The organism is Microbulbifer aestuariivivens (assembly GCF_039545115.1).
Classification (GTDB): Bacteria; Pseudomonadota; Gammaproteobacteria; order Pseudomonadales; family Cellvibrionaceae; genus Microbulbifer; species Microbulbifer aestuariivivens.
This window is the reverse complement of the sequence record NZ_BAABRT010000006.1, coordinates 1-17,195: the sequence shown is the minus strand read 5'-3', so window position 1 is coordinate 17,195 and position 17,195 is coordinate 1. Positions and strand designations below refer to the sequence as shown.

12 protein-coding genes are annotated in these 17,195 nt (G+C 54.3%); 6 read left to right on the top strand and 6 right to left on the bottom strand.

Annotation, left to right across the window (positions count from 1 at the left end; translation table 11 throughout):
• Position 1 precedes the first annotated feature (1 nt).
• Positions 2–1,408 carry a M14 family metallopeptidase gene (locus ABEA58_RS04880; protein WP_345549391.1) on the bottom strand — a complete coding sequence of 469 codons (1,407 nt, stop codon included), beginning with the start codon at positions 1,406–1,408 and terminating at the stop codon, positions 2–4.
• Between the two features lie 256 nt (positions 1,409–1,664).
• Entirely contained in the window at positions 1,665–2,456 is a 792-nt protein-coding gene (locus ABEA58_RS04875; protein ID WP_345549389.1) for a hypothetical protein, read from the bottom strand.
• 366 nt (positions 2,457–2,822) lie between these two features.
• On the opposite strand from ABEA58_RS04875, the gene ABEA58_RS04870 reads away from it, so the two are divergent.
• The 3 genes from ABEA58_RS04870 to ABEA58_RS04860 all read left to right on the top strand — a co-directional run bounded on the left by ABEA58_RS04870 (position 2,823) and on the right by ABEA58_RS04860 (position 4,485).
• Entirely contained in the window at positions 2,823–2,957 is a 135-nt protein-coding gene (locus ABEA58_RS04870; protein ID WP_345549387.1) for a hypothetical protein, read from the top strand.
• A 149-nt stretch (positions 2,958–3,106) separates the two neighbouring features.
• Positions 3,107–3,511 (top strand): YchJ family protein, encoded by a 405-nt coding sequence (locus ABEA58_RS04865; protein WP_345549385.1) that lies wholly within the window; start codon positions 3,107–3,109, stop codon positions 3,509–3,511.
• Positions 3,512–3,654: 143 nt separating this feature from the next.
• Positions 3,655–4,485, top strand: a complete 831-nt coding sequence (locus ABEA58_RS04860; RefSeq protein ID WP_345549383.1) for a pseudouridine synthase — start codon at positions 3,655–3,657, stop codon at positions 4,483–4,485.
• A 23-nt stretch (positions 4,486–4,508) separates the two neighbouring features.
• On the opposite strand, the gene ABEA58_RS04855 is transcribed toward ABEA58_RS04860, so the two are convergent.
• The 3 genes from ABEA58_RS04855 to ABEA58_RS04845 are packed head-to-tail and all read right to left on the bottom strand — an operon-like array spanning position 4,509 to position 9,353.
• Positions 4,509–7,559: an efflux RND transporter permease subunit gene (locus tag ABEA58_RS04855; RefSeq protein ID WP_345549381.1), complete on the bottom strand. Its 3,051-nt coding sequence runs from the start codon at positions 7,557–7,559 to the stop codon at positions 4,509–4,511.
• A gap of 24 nt (positions 7,560–7,583) precedes the next feature.
• Positions 7,584–8,768 (bottom strand): efflux RND transporter periplasmic adaptor subunit, encoded by a 1,185-nt coding sequence (locus ABEA58_RS04850; RefSeq protein WP_345549379.1) that lies wholly within the window; start codon positions 8,766–8,768, stop codon positions 7,584–7,586.
• Positions 8,769–8,780: 12 nt separating this feature from the next.
• Positions 8,781–9,353 (bottom strand): TetR/AcrR family transcriptional regulator, encoded by a 573-nt coding sequence (locus ABEA58_RS04845; protein ID WP_345549378.1) that lies wholly within the window; start codon positions 9,351–9,353, stop codon positions 8,781–8,783.
• Positions 9,354–10,165: 812 nt separating this feature from the next.
• Between ABEA58_RS04845 and ABEA58_RS04840 the strand changes: the two genes are divergently transcribed.
• The 3 genes from ABEA58_RS04840 to ABEA58_RS04830 are packed head-to-tail and all read left to right on the top strand — an operon-like array spanning position 10,166 to position 13,813.
• Positions 10,166–10,642, top strand: coding sequence for a hypothetical protein (locus ABEA58_RS04840; protein WP_345549377.1), 477 nt, complete (start codon positions 10,166–10,168; stop codon positions 10,640–10,642).
• A 44-nt stretch (positions 10,643–10,686) separates the two neighbouring features.
• Positions 10,687–11,835 (top strand): MvdC/MvdD family ATP grasp protein, encoded by a 1,149-nt coding sequence (locus ABEA58_RS04835; RefSeq protein ID WP_345549376.1) that lies wholly within the window; start codon positions 10,687–10,689, stop codon positions 11,833–11,835.
• A gap of 13 nt (positions 11,836–11,848) precedes the next feature.
• Positions 11,849–13,813 (top strand): prenyltransferase/squalene oxidase repeat-containing protein, encoded by a 1,965-nt coding sequence (locus tag ABEA58_RS04830; RefSeq protein WP_345549375.1) that lies wholly within the window; start codon positions 11,849–11,851, stop codon positions 13,811–13,813.
• A gap of 223 nt (positions 13,814–14,036) precedes the next feature.
• Here ABEA58_RS04830 and ABEA58_RS04825 read toward each other — a convergent pair whose 3' ends face one another.
• Positions 14,037–16,628, bottom strand: a complete 2,592-nt coding sequence (locus tag ABEA58_RS04825) for an aryl-sulfate sulfotransferase (RefSeq protein ID WP_345549374.1) — start codon at positions 16,626–16,628, stop codon at positions 14,037–14,039.
• Positions 16,629–17,195 lie beyond the last annotated feature (567 nt).

Below are 17,195 nucleotides of genomic sequence, written 5' to 3'. Positions count from 1 at the left end.
ATCAGTCAGCGGCTACACGCAATAGATCGCCTTTGCGCAGGTCGACCAGGGCACCATTCAGCACGGCAACCTTTGCCCCCGCGTCATCACTGAGGAAGAAGGTGGCGTTTTGCCGTCGCGCCGGCCTCTCTCCCTGGGGGTTGGCGGGGTTCAGGACCACCGGCAGACGGGTTTCCTTCACCAGCAGTGCATCATCCCCGACAAAGTAGCCGTAGCCACGGCGCAACAGTTCCAGGTAACGCTGGTCGGTCAATGTCAGGGTTTCACGCAAAGCGTAGGCTTTGGGCGCCTGATAGCGCTTGCCCCCGGCATCGAAACTGATGGCGCCGTACAGATTGGAGAGGTCACCGACATCAATCACATTCACCGAGCCATAACGGCGATTAATGGCGATATCCGCCCGATAACCATTATTGCCTTCGCCAGCACGGATATTGCCGATCTTCACATCGACAAACGCATCGCCCTCATTAAAAGGAATCTCCTCATAAATTTCGGCGGAAACAGACTCATAGCTGCCACTGGCAATGCTGTCGATGGCCGCCACCAGCATTTCAAAATTCATGTGGCGGGCGACCTGGCGATGGGGATCGTTGGGGTGCGCGCCCGACTCGATCAGGATGGTGCTGATCCCCATTTCGGAAAAGGTATCGCCGAAGGCGCGCCAGGCATAAGTGTCATCATATTTGGCGATGTGATCGCCGATAAAGGGATCAATCCGCTGCACCAGCTGACCAATCAGCTTCATGGCCCGTTCGCGGCTCGCATTGATTTCACGGGCTTCATTGTAAGCCGGAGCCAGTACCGAAATCGTCGCCATCTTATCGGTGTAGCCAACCCCATAGTCACGGCCCTGGTCGTGCAGGTTGAAACCGAAATCCGGCTGGAAAGATTTGGCCAGGCTCATCAGCGCACGCCCTTCCGGAGATTGCAGCGCCTTGGCATCGCGGTTGACATCAAAGCTCTGTGCATTGTGACGGGTATTGCGCTCGGCACCGTCGGGGTTGAGCATGGGCACCATCACCAGGGTCAGGTCATCCATCCAGCCCTCGCGCCACTCGGCCTGCTCCGGTGCGCTGATATAAGCGATCAGGTCGAACAGCGCCGGCGTGGCCGTGGGTTCGTCGCCATGCATCTGCGACCACATCATCACACGTGTCTCCCCCTCACCAATGGCGATGCTGACAATGGGGCGCCCTTCGTAGGAATGTGCGATCTCCTCAACGCGCAGCAGCGGCGACTGCCGCAACTCCTGAATCAGCGGCAATATATCCGCCTGCCGAATTACCGGCTTGTCGAGCCCCGGAACCTTGTAGTCCAGATAGGTCTTGCCTCCGGCTGCCGCCAATAGCGGGGAGCTGCACAGGGTAAGGAATACCCCCAGCAGCAGAGAAAATTGTCTGGCCATACTTCACACTCTTCGCATTATTGGTTGATCAAAAGGCTCGAGGAATAAAATATTCCATAACTCCTGCAGCAGATGCAATAAGTAAATGCAATAACCGATAGGCCGGAAGTGGTGTTGAGAGAAAATTGGACAGGGAAAGTTGAGATGACCAGCGGAGAGGCGTCGCTAAAACAAGCCCTCAATAAACATTCGACAGCCACACAATAGCCAACCCAATCCCGTCGATAGAATCTATCGGGCCTGACGATATATGCGCTTATTCTGCGACTATCGGCCACCAGTCGGTATTCACCGGGTGCTCGGTGCCGAATTCTGTGTAATCTCGCTCCAGGTCAAAAGTCTCGCGATTATGGGGCCGGCGATTGATGGGCACATCGTGCAGGCACCACTCGGCTGCGGGCGCGCATCCGGACTCCGCCTCAAGCAGACGGTGAGCAAACTGCTGCGGGTGTTTTGCGGCCAGGGCGAGCATATCTTCGTGATTGGCGGAATAGCTGCCCGTGGCACTATCGCGCACCGACACCGCCAGCCAATTCCCGGCCAGGGCCAGAGCCTCTTCACCGAGGGCGAGGTCGCCACCGGCGAGCCCCTCTCCGCTGCCGCCATCGAGATTCACATAATCGATGCGCGCCCGGTAGCGCTGCGCTAATAGCTCCCGTGAAGACCAATGGTTCAGCCAGAGGTGTGCCGGAAAACTGCCACTGGAATGGGCGACCAGTAAAATTCGATCGAAAGCCCTGCCCTTGTGCAATCGGTCGAGGCTGGCCGACACCGGCAGCTCGCGGGACTCATAAAAGACGGTCTCCGGGCCGGCAAACACCCAGACCTGAGACAGCCTGCCACCCTCGCGATTCGCGGCGATCGCCTCGGCCCACTGTTCGGCCCAGGGGCGCCGTACCGAGTAACCCGGAAACAGCACCAGCAGAACCCCGGCACTCTCAGAGCCCCGCTCCGTCTCGTGCCCAGCCCCGTGCTCCCGCAACTGGCTCTTCAGCGCGCCGATAGACCAGCGCGGGCTCTCAACTTGCCACTCAATACTGCCAGCCATGGCCACAGTGCCGGACAAAAAGAGGGGGAGCGCCAGCAACAACCTGATCAGCTCTGGGCGAATCACTCTGAGCACCGCTTCGGAGGGAGCTGCCACCCATGCCACAGCTGCTCACAGGGCGCCGCTGGCAGGGTGGTGATCAGCTGCGCGGAGCCCGCAGGGAGATAGGCACCGGCTGTGGAGCACAGGGTTGCGCAAAATATGAAAAAAACAGAGGTAAGCATTCTGCGCCTGCTCTTGAGCATGATTATTTTTCTCTGCGGGTTCTTCAGCTACTGTTACTAGCTACTGTTGCTAACTTCTGTTGCAAACTGCTGTTGTTCAGACTGCTGCAAGCGGAATCCCAATCGACCCGGAGGATATCCCATGGTGGACTGCAGGCAAACCTGTCTGCAGACCTGTAAGAAAGTGGCCTGCAAGAAAGTGACCTGGAAGAAAGCGGCCTGGGAGAAAGTGACCTGGGAGAAAGTGACCTGGGAGAAAGTGACCTGTGCAGATTGAATCTGGAGATTTTATTCCCCCTGCCGCAGAATGGCGCCGCGCCGAGCGCGCCACGGCCACAGGCGGGCAAACGGGCAAGCCGTCACGGCAGTACCCCCCTGTGCCAGCCGAGAAACACCGGAAGCAGAGAACAGAGCCGAGAGCAAGTCATGACAGAATCCCCATGCCCCTGTAGCAGCGGAAAACCCTTTGAGCGCTGCTGCGGTCTCTATCTCTCCGGCGAAGCTTACCCGCGAACCGCCGAGGCACTGATGCGCAGCCGCTACACCGCCTATGTCATGGGCAAGCTACCCTATCTTCGCCAGACCTGGCACCCGGACACCCGCCCGGAGCTCAATGCAGAAGACCTCAATACCCAGTGGTGCCGGCTGGAAGTGGTGCGCAGTAAACAGGGCTTGAAACGCTCCATAGTGGAGTTCCGAGCCTGGTTCCGTGATGCTCATGATCATGGTGATGGTGAGAGCGACAGTGAGCGCGCCCTGCATGAAATTTCGCTGTTCAAGCTGTACAAAAAACGCTGGGTCTATGTCGAGTCACTCCTCGAGTGGCCCTGAGTCACCTCACCGACAAGCCAACACGCCAACACGCCAACACGCCAACACGCCAACACGCCAACAGAAGACCGGGGCCATCGATGACACAAGCCGGTAAAACAGCCAGCGGGAACCGCGAGGAATCTCTGGCAGAGATTCGGGAAATGAGCGGGCAAGATCATCGCGAAGAGAGCGGAGAAGAGAGCGGGAAAGAGAGCCGCGAAGAGAGCGGAGAAGAGAGCGGAGAAGAGAGCCGCGAAGAGACTCCAGAACAGCTACCAACAGTCATTTATGAAGACGCGGACCTTGTGGCCGCCTACAAGCCGGAAGGCTGGCTGGTTCACCGCACGAACATTGATCGGCACGAGAGCCGGTTTCTGCTGCAATACCTGCGCGATGCAACAGGCACTTACCTGTATCCCATCCACCGGCTGGACAAGCCCACGTCCGGAATTATCCTCTTTGCCAAACGCAGCGAGGTGGCGGCAAAGGCACAGGCACTGCTGGAAAGTGAAAGCTCGGTGAAGAAATATATCGCCGTATGCCGGGGCTACTGCCCGCCGGAAGGCGTCATCGACTATGCACTGCCGCCGGTGAATGACTTTAAGCACCAGAGGAAGCGAGCGAAGACCGACCAGCCCCGCCAGGAGGCCATCACCCTATTCCGGCGCCTCGCCACCATCGAGCTGCCCTATACGGTGGACCGCTATCCCAGCAGCCGCTACTCCCTGGTGGAAATACAATTAAAGACCGGGCGCCGGCATCAGATCCGCAGACACTTCAAACATATATCGCACCCGCTGATCGGCTGCCCAAAATACGGCAAGTCGACACACAACCGCTTCTTTGCCGAACATCTGGGCTGCCAGCGGCTGTTACTCCACGCCATCGAGCTGCAACTGCCCCACCCTGTCACAGCCAACACCCTGACGTTGCGGGAAGTCCCACGGGGAGACTTCGCCACGCTGCTGCAAAACTTCGGCTGGGAGCCGTAAAGCCCCAGCGCGAAATTTCCTGATTATCGCTCCACCACCTCATCCGCTCTGACCCGGTGGAACACCGCATAGAGCACCGGCACGGCGATGAGCGTCAGTACCGTGGCGAACCCCAACCCGCCCATAATGGTCACCGCCATATCGGCGAAGAAAGCATCGAACAACAGTGGCGACATACCGAGAATGGTGGTCACAGCGGCGAGAGAAACCGGCCGCAGGCGGCTCACGCTGGCCAGCTGAATTGCGCTCAGGCGCGGCAAGCCGGCATGGGTCTGCACCTGAATTTCATCCACCAGCACCACGGCATTTTTAATCAGCATCCCCGACAGGCTCAATACGCCAAGCAGTGACATAAAACCAAAAGGCAGGCCAGTTAAAAGCAGCCCCACCACAACTCCCACCAGTGACATGGGCACCACCAGCCAGATAATCAGCGGCTCGCGCACAGTGCCAAACAACAGCACAGACACCAGAATCATAATCAGGAAGCCGATTGGCAGGCCCTTGCCCAGAGATCTCTGTGCATCGCCAGAGCGTTCGTATTCACCGCCGTATTCCAGCGAGTAGCCCGCTGGCAGTTCGATCGTATCGATTCTCGCGCGGACCTCTGCGAAAGCCGCCATCGCCGTGACACCCTCGGCAGCGTCACCGCTGATGGTTATGGTGGGAACGCGATTACGTCGCTGCACCAAGCCCTCTTCCGCGGTGGTTTCAAACTTTTCCACCAGTTGCCCCGCGGGAATATACCCACGCTCGTTGGGACTCCACACCAGTCGATCGGACAGAGAGCCAACCTGATTGCGATCTTCCTGTGGCAGGCGCGCGATAATGGGAATAATACGATCGCCCCGCTCAAAATCTCCCACCCGATAGCCCTGGGTGGCGAATTGCACGGCTCGGCTGATATCCGCATTGTTGACACCGGCCAACCTGGCCCGCTCATCGTCCAGGTGTGTGCGAATAATCGGCTCGCGCCCACGCCAGTTATGGCGGACGTCCTCAAGGCCATCACCGCGGAAAATCGCTTCCACCTCCTCCGCCAACGCACGCAGCGTATTGAAGTCAGGCCCGGAAATACGCACTTCCACATCGGCACCGCCACCGGGGCCGAATACAAGGCGCTTGAACATAATCAGGGCGTCGGGCTGTTTTTCCCGCAGGGTCGGTTTTGCCTTGTCGATCAGGGCAGCAATCTGCTCGCGGGTCTCGGTGCGCACAATCAATTGCCCATAGGATGGGTTTGGCGGCTCCGGTGCATAGGTCAGCATAAAGCGATCGGCACCGCGGCCAGCCACGGCGGTGACCGACACAACGCCCTCCTGAGCGCGGAAAAAATCGACTGCCTCGTTTAGCGCGTTATCCGTGCGCTTGATATCGCTGCCCTGGGGCATGAAATAGTTGACGTAAAACAGAGGGGAGTTGGAATTGGGGAAAAAACCCTGTTTTACAAACCCAAATGCCGCGTAGCTGACAACCGTCACCACCAGCAAAGCCGCGATGGTCGCCCCCCGATGGCGCAGGGCACCGGACAGCGCCCTGGCGTAAACCTGATAAAAGCGCCCCTCATAGGGGTTGTCGGAATCGCTGTCCTTACTGGGTTTAAACAGGTGGTAACCCAGATAGGGGGTGATGGTGATCGCCAGTATCCAGCTCAACAGCAGGGAGATGGCGATCACCGCAAACAGCGAGAACAGGAACTCGCCGGTGGAGTCATCTGAAAGGCCAATACCAGAGAAAGCCATGATGCCGATAATCGTGGCCCCGAGCAGCGGCCAGAAAGTTTGCCCCACCACCCGGGCGGCGGCATCGCTGGGCTTCTCTTTTCTTTCGACCCCCATCAACATGCCTTCGGCCACCACAATGGCATTGTCCACCAGCATGCCCATGGCAATAATCAGCGCACCGAGTGAGATCCGCTGCAGGTTGAGCCCCATAAGATTCATGATGAACACGGTACCCAGTACGGTAAGCGCCAGTACCGTGCCCACCACCACACCGGAGCGCCAGCCCATAAACAGGCATAACACCAGAATAACGATCACCACCGAGGAGATCAGGTTGAGCAAAAAGCCATCCACGCTTTCATCGACAACGCGATGCTGCTCATAAATCGGGAACACCTCGATACCAAGGGGCAGGCCATCGGCAAGCTGCGCCAGTTTTTCCTCGACGGCAGCACCCACATCCACGATGTTGGTGTCCTGCCCACCGGCAATACCAAGGAGAATGGCCGGCTGGCCATTATGGCGGGCGATAAATTCGGGGCTCTCCTCATAGCCGATAGACACATCAGCGATATCGCGTACCGCCAGCATGGCGGTGGAGCCGGGAACGCCAATAAGGATATTGCGGATACTCTCCAGATCATTGGCCGGGTTATCCACCACAATACGGGTGCGCAGATCCTTGCCTTCGATCTCACCCACTTTTTGCACCGCACTCTCTGCCTGCAGCACCTGTGACAGGTCATCCAGGGAGAATCCCAGCTGTGCCAGTCGCGATTCATCGATATCGAGATAGGCAACCTCGTCGATGGCGCCGGAACGGGAAACTTTGGCCACGCCTTCCACGGTGAGCAACTCGCGACGAATCACCTTGCTGATTTCGCGTATCTCACTATGCGAGAAGCCTTCTCCGGTAACGGCGTAGTAAATCCCGAAGACCTCTCCGAAATCGTCATTCACTACGGGAGTCTTGGCACCACGGGGCAGGTGTCGCTCGACATCTATCACCTTGCGGCGCAGCTCGTCCCAGATCTGCGTCAGCTGGCTAGAATCATAATGATCCTTGATCTCGACCCGGATTTCGGACATGCCCGAACGTGAAGTTGAGGTAATCTCCTTGAGTTGCGGCAGCTGCTGGATAGCCACTTCCAGCTTTTCCGTCACCTCCTCCTCTACCTGCCGGGCACTGGCTCCCGGATAGGCGGTAAAAATCCGCGCTTCCTTGATGGTAAACGCCGGGTCTTCCAGCCGCCCGATATCGGTTATTCCCCATAGACCGCCCAAGAGACAGGTCAGCATCAGCAGCCAGCTGTAGACCGGCTGACGGATAAAAACTTCAGAAATTTTCACCGTGACTCCCCCTGCAAAACTGCCTTACTGCCCGCTCTCGGAACCCGCTTGACCGGTGTTTTTATCTGTATTGTTTACTGCGTTGTTAGGCGCCGTATTGGTCGTTGTGTTAACCGCATAGTCGCGCACCCGGGCCCCCTCATAGAGGTGCTGCCCACCGGCGGCAACCACCCTGCTGCCGGGCTGCAGTCCATTATTGATTTCCACAAAGGAGCCATCGGTGCCCCCCAGCTCAACGGCAACACGGGAAACACTCTGGTCACTGTTGATTTGCCACACGTAGGGTGTGCCATCGGCATTGGTCTGTACGGCCGCCAGCGGCACCCGCAGCGCATCCTGATCCTGCTTGAGCCGCAACTTCACCCGCGCGGTCATGCCCGGCAGCACCTGAACATTTTGCGGGCGCGGCATACCCAGCTCGACGACATAAGTCTGGGTCACGCTGTCGGCCTCGGCCTGGTGCTGGCGATATTGCAGGGGAAATTCCCGGCCCGGCAGGAAATCAAAGCTCGCGCTGATCGATTCCACATGGGCCGCATCGATTGTGGCCAGCAGTTTTTCCGGCACAGACACCTGGACGCGCACTTCCGACACATCCTGTAAACGCACAACGCCTTCACCCCGCTGCACATTGGTGAAATTTTCCACCAGCTGGCGCGTCACCAGCGCATCGAAGGGCGCAGTAAGACGGGTATAGGCAAGATCCTGTTCGGCATTCTCCTGCGCCACTTTTGCCAGATCGTAGTTGGATTGGGTTTCGTCCAGTTGCTGGGCCGAAATCACATTGCGCGCTTTCAGTGCCCGCTGCCGCTCTAAAGTCTTGGCCAGCAGCTCAAGATTCACCGTGGCCTCCCTCACCCGGCGGCGAAAATCCTGATCATCCAGCGCTGCGATCAACTTACCCCTGGGAATAATCTCCCCTTCGCTGAACTTCATCTCCTTGAGCTTACCGCCCACCTGAAATGACAGGTCGAGGGTCTGTACCGCTATTACCCGCCCGGCAAATTGACGGGCAGACATTTCCTCGGCACCGGCAACAGAGGCTATTTTTACCGGCCAGACACGTTCAGCCGGCTGATCGTCGCCCGATGAATCCGAGCAGGCGGCGAGCGCCACTGTCAGAGCGAGCAGTAAAACCAGAGTCAAACGGGAATGACCGGGATGTTGCATATTCAATATCCAGAAACTCGAACGGGAAATAAAAGACATCCGCGGCTGACCTCAATCGAGGTTGGCCGCAAGGGATAGCAGGCGTGTGCGCAGGCGCTGGAAAATGGGATCGCCGGATTCCAGCACACCCAGCACCCGCCCGAAAAAGAGGCCGCGCGTGGCCAATAGCAGCAACAGGGCCAGATCGGGATCGCTGCAGTTCTCCGCCAATTCCTCGCGGACCCTTTGCTCCCGGGCCCGGATTGGCTCCAGCAATGCGGGATCTTCAGCCACGGCCGCAATCAGGGCGCGGGGCAGGCCCTCGTCGTCCTCCATCATGTCGAAAGCGGAGCAGATTCGGGATGCCAGCGGGCCGCTGGTCTCGCCACCCGCAACCGAATATTCAGCGGTCAGATCGGCTTCAGCACCAATCGCCGACTCCAGCATGGCCTGCAGCAGCGCCTGCTTGGTGCGGAAGTGATGCAACAGGCCGCCTTTGCTCAAACCACACTGGGCGGCCACCGCATCCAGCGTCAGCCGGCGTGCCCCCCGCTCGCGCACCACCTCTTCCGCCGCGCGGATGATGGTGTCTTTATCGATCCTAGCGATGTGACTCTCCTGAGACTTCCAGTCAAAACCAACCAACTGGACGGTATGATAGCAGCGCGGACGAAGCGGTCAACCGAGGCAGCTAGGAAAGGCCGCTCAGATAGCGTCAGCAGAGGGGAAATTCGCGCCAAAACCGCGTTGCGCGAGCGCAATGGCAGGCCCTGCCCTTCACACGCTCGATCGCATTGCTTGTGACAGCGTTCTTACAGTAAGCCGCCCGCTCAAAAGTGGGTCTTTAAACGAGGCAGCGGTTGCAGGGCAGCAATAGCGGTTGCAGGGCAGCAATAGCGGTTGCAGAGCACCAATAAGGACGCAACCGCGCGGTTGGAGGGAAACAGATGACCAGAAAACAGCCAGATCAGTGATTCAGCAGATCCCATGTGAGCAGGGGGCGGCAACAGGGACGATAAACGGCTGAGCAATACAACAGAATAAGAAAAGCGCGGGTCAGGCAGCCCCAAACCCCACTGGCAGGCATTCACACTCCCGCCCTATGTGCCCGATTCACAACGGCTATTCGCAGCGCCTTTCGCAACGGCTATTCGCAATGCCTATTCGCAGCGCCTTTTAGAAGACACACAGAAGCACCGGCAAAGCTGGCGAGCAAAGCGAAAATCCACAACGCGCCAATTCACGATCCGTGTCGCTTCATGTTCGCCCAGCCGGTTGCTCATAACTGACCAACCGGCCTGACAAACTGCAATAGCACCACACAGGCACAAACAACACAACACACGCCTTGTCCATAAGGTCAGACCACAACTCTTCTACACTTAGCCAACGCTTTATAGCCTGATGAGAGCCCACCCCATCCATCACCAAATTCAACCTATTTAAGAGGTATTGCAATGGAACTCAGTGAGTTTATCAGTGGAGAACCCATCGTTTTTGAAGGCTCCGTGATTAAAAAAGACAAAGGCCATATCTCAGTTCAGCTGCACCCGGGGTTAGTGGTAGATATCAGAAAAGAAGATATTGAAAGCCTGGAGGAAGCTGCCGATGAGATCACAGGCAGATCCTATATACGCATAGTGGTAAAACCTGACTGCTCCATCTCGGCCACCTTTCAACCCAGAGTGGCCCGCCTGACCATGACCAGCGAAGGCACGGGCAGTGGTGATAGCTGTGCCCGACCATTTGGCCTCGGCGGCCTTTCAACTGAAGAAGAACAACCCTCAGCTGTTTATGCCCTGCCCCCTGCTGTTGCCACAGATGAACATCTTGCCTGCTATGGAGTCCGCACAGTTGGCACGTTTCATACCCGATGCCGGGCGATGTTCTGGGGTTGGATCAATGATGACAAAACCACCACCGACAGAAAATAGTAACCCGCAGCAAGACACCGCTTTAAAAACGACGGGATAGGACCTTGAATAAGAAAAATGTATTAATCATCGCCCCCTATGACGACGCTCATGCAATAGCTGTGAAAGATAGAATTTCACAGCTATATCAGCAAAACGTCGAATGTACTGTGTTTGACATAGCGACATACCCCATAGCGTCATCCATCAACTGGCTACTGGATAAAGAAAGCTGCGAGATAGATCTTGGGATATCCCCCCCTCTGGCAGGCAGCATTGGCGCCTCAGCTGGCAAGCTACTCGATAAAATTCGTACTGATATTGGCCAACATACAAGACGGGTTAGCAGCGATTCAATCACAGGGGTTTGGTGGCGGCGACCAAGAGCTGTTGAAATACATCCGGAAGTTACTGCGGATGAAATTCACACTTTCTGTTCACGCACTGCAACGTCCGTATCTCAAGCACTATTCTCTGCGCTCCCAACCTACAACAATATTGATCGTGAAGAAGAAGCGGACAGAAAGCCCTATCAAATATGGATGGCTAAAAAACATGGCCTAATGGTTCCCGAAACAATCATCTCGAGCGACAAGAAGCTCATCGAAGGGTTCGCCAACAAATTATGGAAACAAGGTAAGCAGATTGTCTACAAACATGCTGCCAGCGCCACCTCCCTTGGCATCCCGACCAGACTACTGACATCATTTGATATTCAAAGAATGGGCCATGAAATCAAGTTTGCACCAACAACCTTTCAAGAGCGGATTACAGGTGGCACCGATTTGCGTATTGCTGTGATTGGGAACAGCATATTTTCCTCTGAGTGGCGGAGCCATGAAGGCGACTTTGACTCAGTCGATATAAGGATGGAAGAAGGCGTAAGAATGTGGCCCTGTAAATGCCCTAAGTCGATAGAAAGCAAAATCCTACAACTACACAAAGCACTTGGCCTGACGTTTGGCGTCTATGATTTCAAAGTCAATGGCGAAGGCACGCCCTATTTCCTGGAGGTTAACCCTTCTGGCCAGTGGCTGGATATGGAGCTTGAATCTGAGCACCCCATTTCCGAAGCCTGGGCACGGCTACTCGTTGAAGGTCCAGAGCATCGATATGCTACATCACTTGAGCCGCTGACAATGAGTCATTTTTCTACAGTCTCGGCCCCATACCTTAGCCATAGAATTCCAACGGAATGGAATCGTGTGATATAGACATGGACCCACGATGTTTGCCAAAGATCAAGACCTTGCCAGAAGAGTAAGCCGCTGTATCAGTGAAAGCGCCAGAGCCTTGGGGGCGCCTCCAACCACTGGTTGGCTGGCGAAATTACTGGAGAACACCTACTTTGAGAGTTTTTCCCCTCTGAGCGGCACAGAACTGGGGGTTTTAGTATCGCTGGATAGTGAATCGCCCGAAAGACTGAGAATAGCCACACAGCCAGGAAGCAAGTGTTGCAGAGATACCTTGTCCAATATATTGACACAGGCAGGAACTGCAGGAGTGGAGGCGAATGAACAACTCAAGATATTGGGTGATGGCTCGGGGCATATAAGAGACAAATGGCAAATTTCGCTCGGATCAGCCTTCGGTAAAGACCAGCCGGAATTTCGCTTATATGTCGGAACCACAGAGGAAGGGGCATCGGGGGAACTGCCATCAGCGCTCCGACAAGCGGGCATTTGGGGACCTAAACTTACCGATAGCTCTGCGGAACTGGTGGAGAGGGTAAAATCATTCAGCACCCTAATCGGGGTTTCAAAGCGACTTGGCAGGCAGACCAGTTACTTACTCTACTTCAGCTCCAACATACCTTTGTCATATGACCTCATAGAGTATATTTGCGAGCCTCTTGGAAAAAGCGCGGCAAATCAAGCTAAAGATTATTGCGCGACACACACTAAAATATCTGCCCCGGCCAAGTCATTTGGATGGGGGGTTGCGATTGGCGGCAGTGGGGAGCTCCTGTACCTAAAGCTGGAGTTAACACCCGAAGCCTTATCGCAAAATCAGAAAACTGATTACCAGCAACCACTAAAAGGCACAATTGATGACTTGAGAAAAAAAGCCATGAGTGCTGGCCTTGAGATGCAAGATCACAGCTTATCAATCAGGCTAACCGATAAAAAAACATCGATCACCCACTATTTTTCTTACACCTCTGGAATGACCTCTCACCGCATTGGCTCGACTTTTTGCAGGTCCAGATTTACTACCAGTCGCAATTCTTTTAACAACACGGACAAATTAACCAAGACGGTCCAAACTGCTCTGTCAGCGGTTCTCGAGCAACAAAATAGCGATGGTTCTTGGAGCGACTTCGAGGTGGATGGCATCGGCAAAGCTGACGACTGGGTGACCGCTCATATCGCCTATCGATTGAGCCAGCTTCCCAAGAACTGGAATAACAATCATATAACCACAGCCACCAACAAAGCATGTGACTATTTGCTGGAAAAAAATCGCCCGGGCTGGGGTTACAACGATCAGTCCCCGGTGGATGCCGACTCAACGGCGCATGCCATCCTACTTATTGAAACTGTCAAGGGAGAAATTGACCCGGAAATCCTCAGTAAACTTTTAGAGTTTCAGAATAGCGATGGGGGCTTTTCAACCTTCCAACGTACCGACGATATACCGAGCCTGCACAGCTGGTGTAATTCACACCCGGATGTGACACCACTTGCGATCCAGGCTCTAGCCCCATCTGTTACAAACCATGCAGTAAAGCCAGCAATCGCGATGGCTTTACAGCGGGTCGAACTGGACAGGCTTCAAGATGGTAATTGGCCAGCATTCTGGTGGGATTTGCGCTGGTATACCGCAGCGGCCTGGGCAAGAACCTCGAAGACTCTAAATACTCCCCCACCTGACTTTTCATGGAGCAGAACAAAGATAAGTTCTGGCTATGAATGCCGTTCTGCACTTGATGCCGCATATTTACTCGAGCTCTCTACCGCTCACCGGAGACAGGATATTGCGTCATTGGCTACCGAATTTCTTTTGGACAACCAACTTGCGAATGGGCTCTGGCCAACCGTTCCGGCACTGCGAGTGACACTGCCTGAAATCGATGAACCATGGAACACACCCAACTCAGGGGCCTTATACTCAGAGATTAGCGGTGTCTATTCATCAGCAACCATATTGTCAGCCATAGTGCACTCCGCACCAGAGCTCGAGCCTGAATAAACCCTGTAGAGAGCCAGTAATGAATAGACTCATCGCTTATCGTTTCTCGCTCACAATTGCGTCGAGCTAGCCGAATAGCTGAAAAAATAGTCAGCATCATCTAGCCGTAAAACGATGCCCTATTGAGACGAACCCCCTGACGGATTACCAGAGAAGAGAGCATGAAAGTTGCCCTCCTCCCTTCACTCGTTGAAGTCTAACTATGCTCCCCCACTGTTTAACTTTAATTACTATTGATACCCAAGTCCTGAGGCGTACCTTTAATACACCCCACGTTGTACGGGAAATCGTATGTCCAGTGGTAATGGTACATCTCACGAATTTCATTATCCCACTCGATCTCATGGCTATGGCCGTGACATTCGTCCAGATCCGCCGATGTCAGGATTTCACCATCCTCCCCTCTAGGACCAAAGATACCAAAGCCATCGCGGATATAACCCATCAAACGTGAGTGACCGCCATCGTCGGGGTCCAACGCCTCAAGCACAGGCTGGGCCACGAAGTGATAGTGGTAGGTTTCTGTACCATCAGTATGGCCACCACTCATGTCCAGCATTTCAAAGGCTGATGCATCTGTGCCAACAGTTGACGACCCCTGGTAAATCGGCGCACCGGTCAGTGAAATACCGGTCGCGCCAAAACCAACACAGCTGGGCCTGGGGTTCACAGAGGGAATGGCATCAAAAATGATCTCAACCTGATGCGAAGATATTTCATTGGGATTTTTATCGTATTCAAATGCCGTGGTACCGCGCTCGACTGGAAAGGTACCGGTAGGCGTAGTCGGCAGGGCATTGCCCGTGATGATGCGCTTACCCGCACCATCTAGGGTTACCGTGAGTTCACTATCGTAGTAATTCTCCCCTTCGACCTGGGGTTTGAGGATGTAATTCCATGAACCGTCTGCATTGGTCCAGTCGCTGGAGGGCGCCGCACCGGCCCCGTCCTCCGGCAGACGGCACAGCCACAACTTGCCAACCTCAGGCTCATCGTCTCCCTGTATGCGCTGAAAAATCAGCGTATCGCCAATAGGCAGGTGCGTTAGATCCGCATTCACAGTAAAGTCATTGCAGCGAACAGTAACAGTTTGCGAATTCTGACTTACTGTGCCTGATGCATTCTCCAATATGCAGCTGTGATTTTCTGGCTCACTGATGATTTGCACATGGTATTGCTCACCATCGGACAGAGACTTTGAAAACTCAAAAGACGTCGCGCCCGCAGGCAGTGACAACATCTCATAGCCATCACTAAGGGATAACCCATTCGAGTGCAAGCCGGTAATTTTTCCGGATAACTTCCAATCCAAGTCATCGGCATTATGTAAGGTAAGGAAGTCGTTCCAACCAACGCGCTCAGACCGGTAAATCGTCGCGTTGTTTATATGCAACTCCCACAGGGTCTGGGAAGGATTATCGGCCGACACCTCAATTAAATGGGCATTGTCATTACTCCCAGGACCGCCTGCCGTAATCAGAACATTGCCATTCGGCAGCTCATCCACATCCCCCATCGCCTGAGTATATTTGTCGACTACATATTCCCAGGTTTGCGTTGCGCTACCACTATCCAGATCGACTTCAAATTTAACGGCGCGACTATTATAGGTACTGCCCGGAAAGTCAGACTCATTGCGGTTATCGTAAATCAAATAATCTCCGTCAATCGACTGTAGCGGGGTATGCTGCGCCGACATCCAGCTGCCACCGGTGAGCGTGAGAAACTTATTCTGCAGGGATTCTCTTGTGACGCCTTCGGCGCTCCCCAGTATCCAGTTAATCTCCCCACTATCGTGATCTATATTAATAATCCAACTCTGGTTGCGAACAGAGAGCAGTATAGATCCATCCTCTTGTTCAAACAGAGTGTTAGAGTGGCTCCAGTCATAAGAGCCGTCCTCCAGAATGCGGGTTGAGAGTGCACCGGGAAAGCGATCAGTATCGAGGTGTTCAAAGCTTGACCACTCCCAAAGGAGCGCACCTGCAATAGTATATTCCCTTATCCGGTCGCCCTTTAGCTTATTGCCATTAAACTCCTGGTACTCATTAGTGAGCACCATAATATTGCCATTGCGTAGAATAGTGGCTTCGTGATGGTAATTGGGCAACTGGTACGTGGACAGAATGTTACCCGCCATATCGATAACCCACACTTCACGGCTCAACATCAGCATCAGGCGGCCATCACCCAGATATTTGAGTGCAGGTGAGCTGCCCAGCATGGGAACGTCGGCGTTATGGAAATACCAGACCGGAATGCCGGATTCATCGACGCCTATAAATTGTGCATCTGACTCTGCGACCGCGAAAAAAGTAACACCATCGTAACTACGATCCGATGACGTGACCAAGGTCATATCTGGTACTGCGAAGGGGATGGCTGAAGTCGTGTATGACAACGGTTGGCTGGTGATGGTTTCTCCTGACTCAAGCCTGACCACCGCGCTAAATAGGTAAGTCGTATTGGGCCTTAACCCAACCACGGTAATATCGTGATTCTTTGAAGACTGGGACACAGCTGTCTCGCGCACCGCAGTCTGTTCTGACTCAAACCGGATGGACACATCGGAGACTTCATCCGTGGTGACACTGGCATTCACCATTAACACATTGCTTGCGTGAGCTGTCAGCGTGAATCCAACGGAGAGATCATCTGCCGATGGCGGAACCGCCTCTTCCGACCCGCCCGTATCGCCACCTGCCCCCGCATCGTCACTTCCACCAGCAGACCCACCACCTCCACCACAGCCCGCCAGTACAAAGACACTGATAAAGAACAGCAATGTAAATCTTCCGATCGCTTCCCTGAGCACGAAAATACTCCTTTAAATGTTGCTAATGGAATTAAACTTCCTCAACCACATAAAGAAACCACAATCAATGATGAATACAGAAATCGCCATTCAATTACGACTGATTACTCTTAAGCTGGCCTATCTGTAATTTCACCAGAGTGGATATCCTGAAGAAAATCTAAAATTGATACGAACAATATTCCCCACTTTCACCTTTTCAACCAACCCCTTGACATAGTCATGACCAAGAATAGATTTACCATTTGGATTACTATTTTTTCTAGCAGACTCATTTAGATTTGGCATCTCACTTTCCATCTTCAAAAATGATACGATACGCACCTTTCCGTGAAGACCACTGCCTTATGACCTATCCGCCTTCTAACCCTCTGACAACGGAAACCATCTAAGATTTGCCATACATACCAACCTGGAATTGACCATTTTCACAATCGCACTGATCTTGCCCCGATAAAACGGACACACCATCTTTTACGCTGCTATTCGCTCATATTCAATCGGGGACTGATAATTTAATGCGGAATGCAGCCGTTTACGATTGTAAAAATCATTAATATACCGAGC

Bases quoted from the DNA above. Each gene is read 5' to 3' on its own strand.
- ABEA58_RS04830 (WP_345549375.1), top strand. From the start codon at position 11,849: ATGTTTGCCAAAGATCAAGACCTTGCCAGAAGAGTAAGCCGCTGTATC.
- ABEA58_RS04870 (WP_345549387.1), top strand. From the start codon at position 2,823: ATGGTGGACTGCAGGCAAACCTGTCTGCAGACCTGTAAGAAAGTGGCC.
- ABEA58_RS04860 (WP_345549383.1), top strand. From the start codon at position 3,655: ATGAGCGGGCAAGATCATCGCGAAGAGAGCGGAGAAGAGAGCGGGAAA.
- ABEA58_RS04875 (WP_345549389.1), bottom strand. From the start codon at position 2,456: ATGGCTGGCAGTATTGAGTGGCAAGTTGAGAGCCCGCGCTGGTCTATC.
- ABEA58_RS04880 (WP_345549391.1), bottom strand. From the start codon at position 1,408: ATGGCCAGACAATTTTCTCTGCTGCTGGGGGTATTCCTTACCCTGTGC.
- ABEA58_RS04865 (WP_345549385.1), top strand. From the start codon at position 3,107: ATGACAGAATCCCCATGCCCCTGTAGCAGCGGAAAACCCTTTGAGCGC.
- ABEA58_RS04840 (WP_345549377.1), top strand. From the start codon at position 10,166: ATGGAACTCAGTGAGTTTATCAGTGGAGAACCCATCGTTTTTGAAGGC.
- ABEA58_RS04850 (WP_345549379.1), bottom strand. From the start codon at position 8,768: ATGTCTTTTATTTCCCGTTCGAGTTTCTGGATATTGAATATGCAACAT.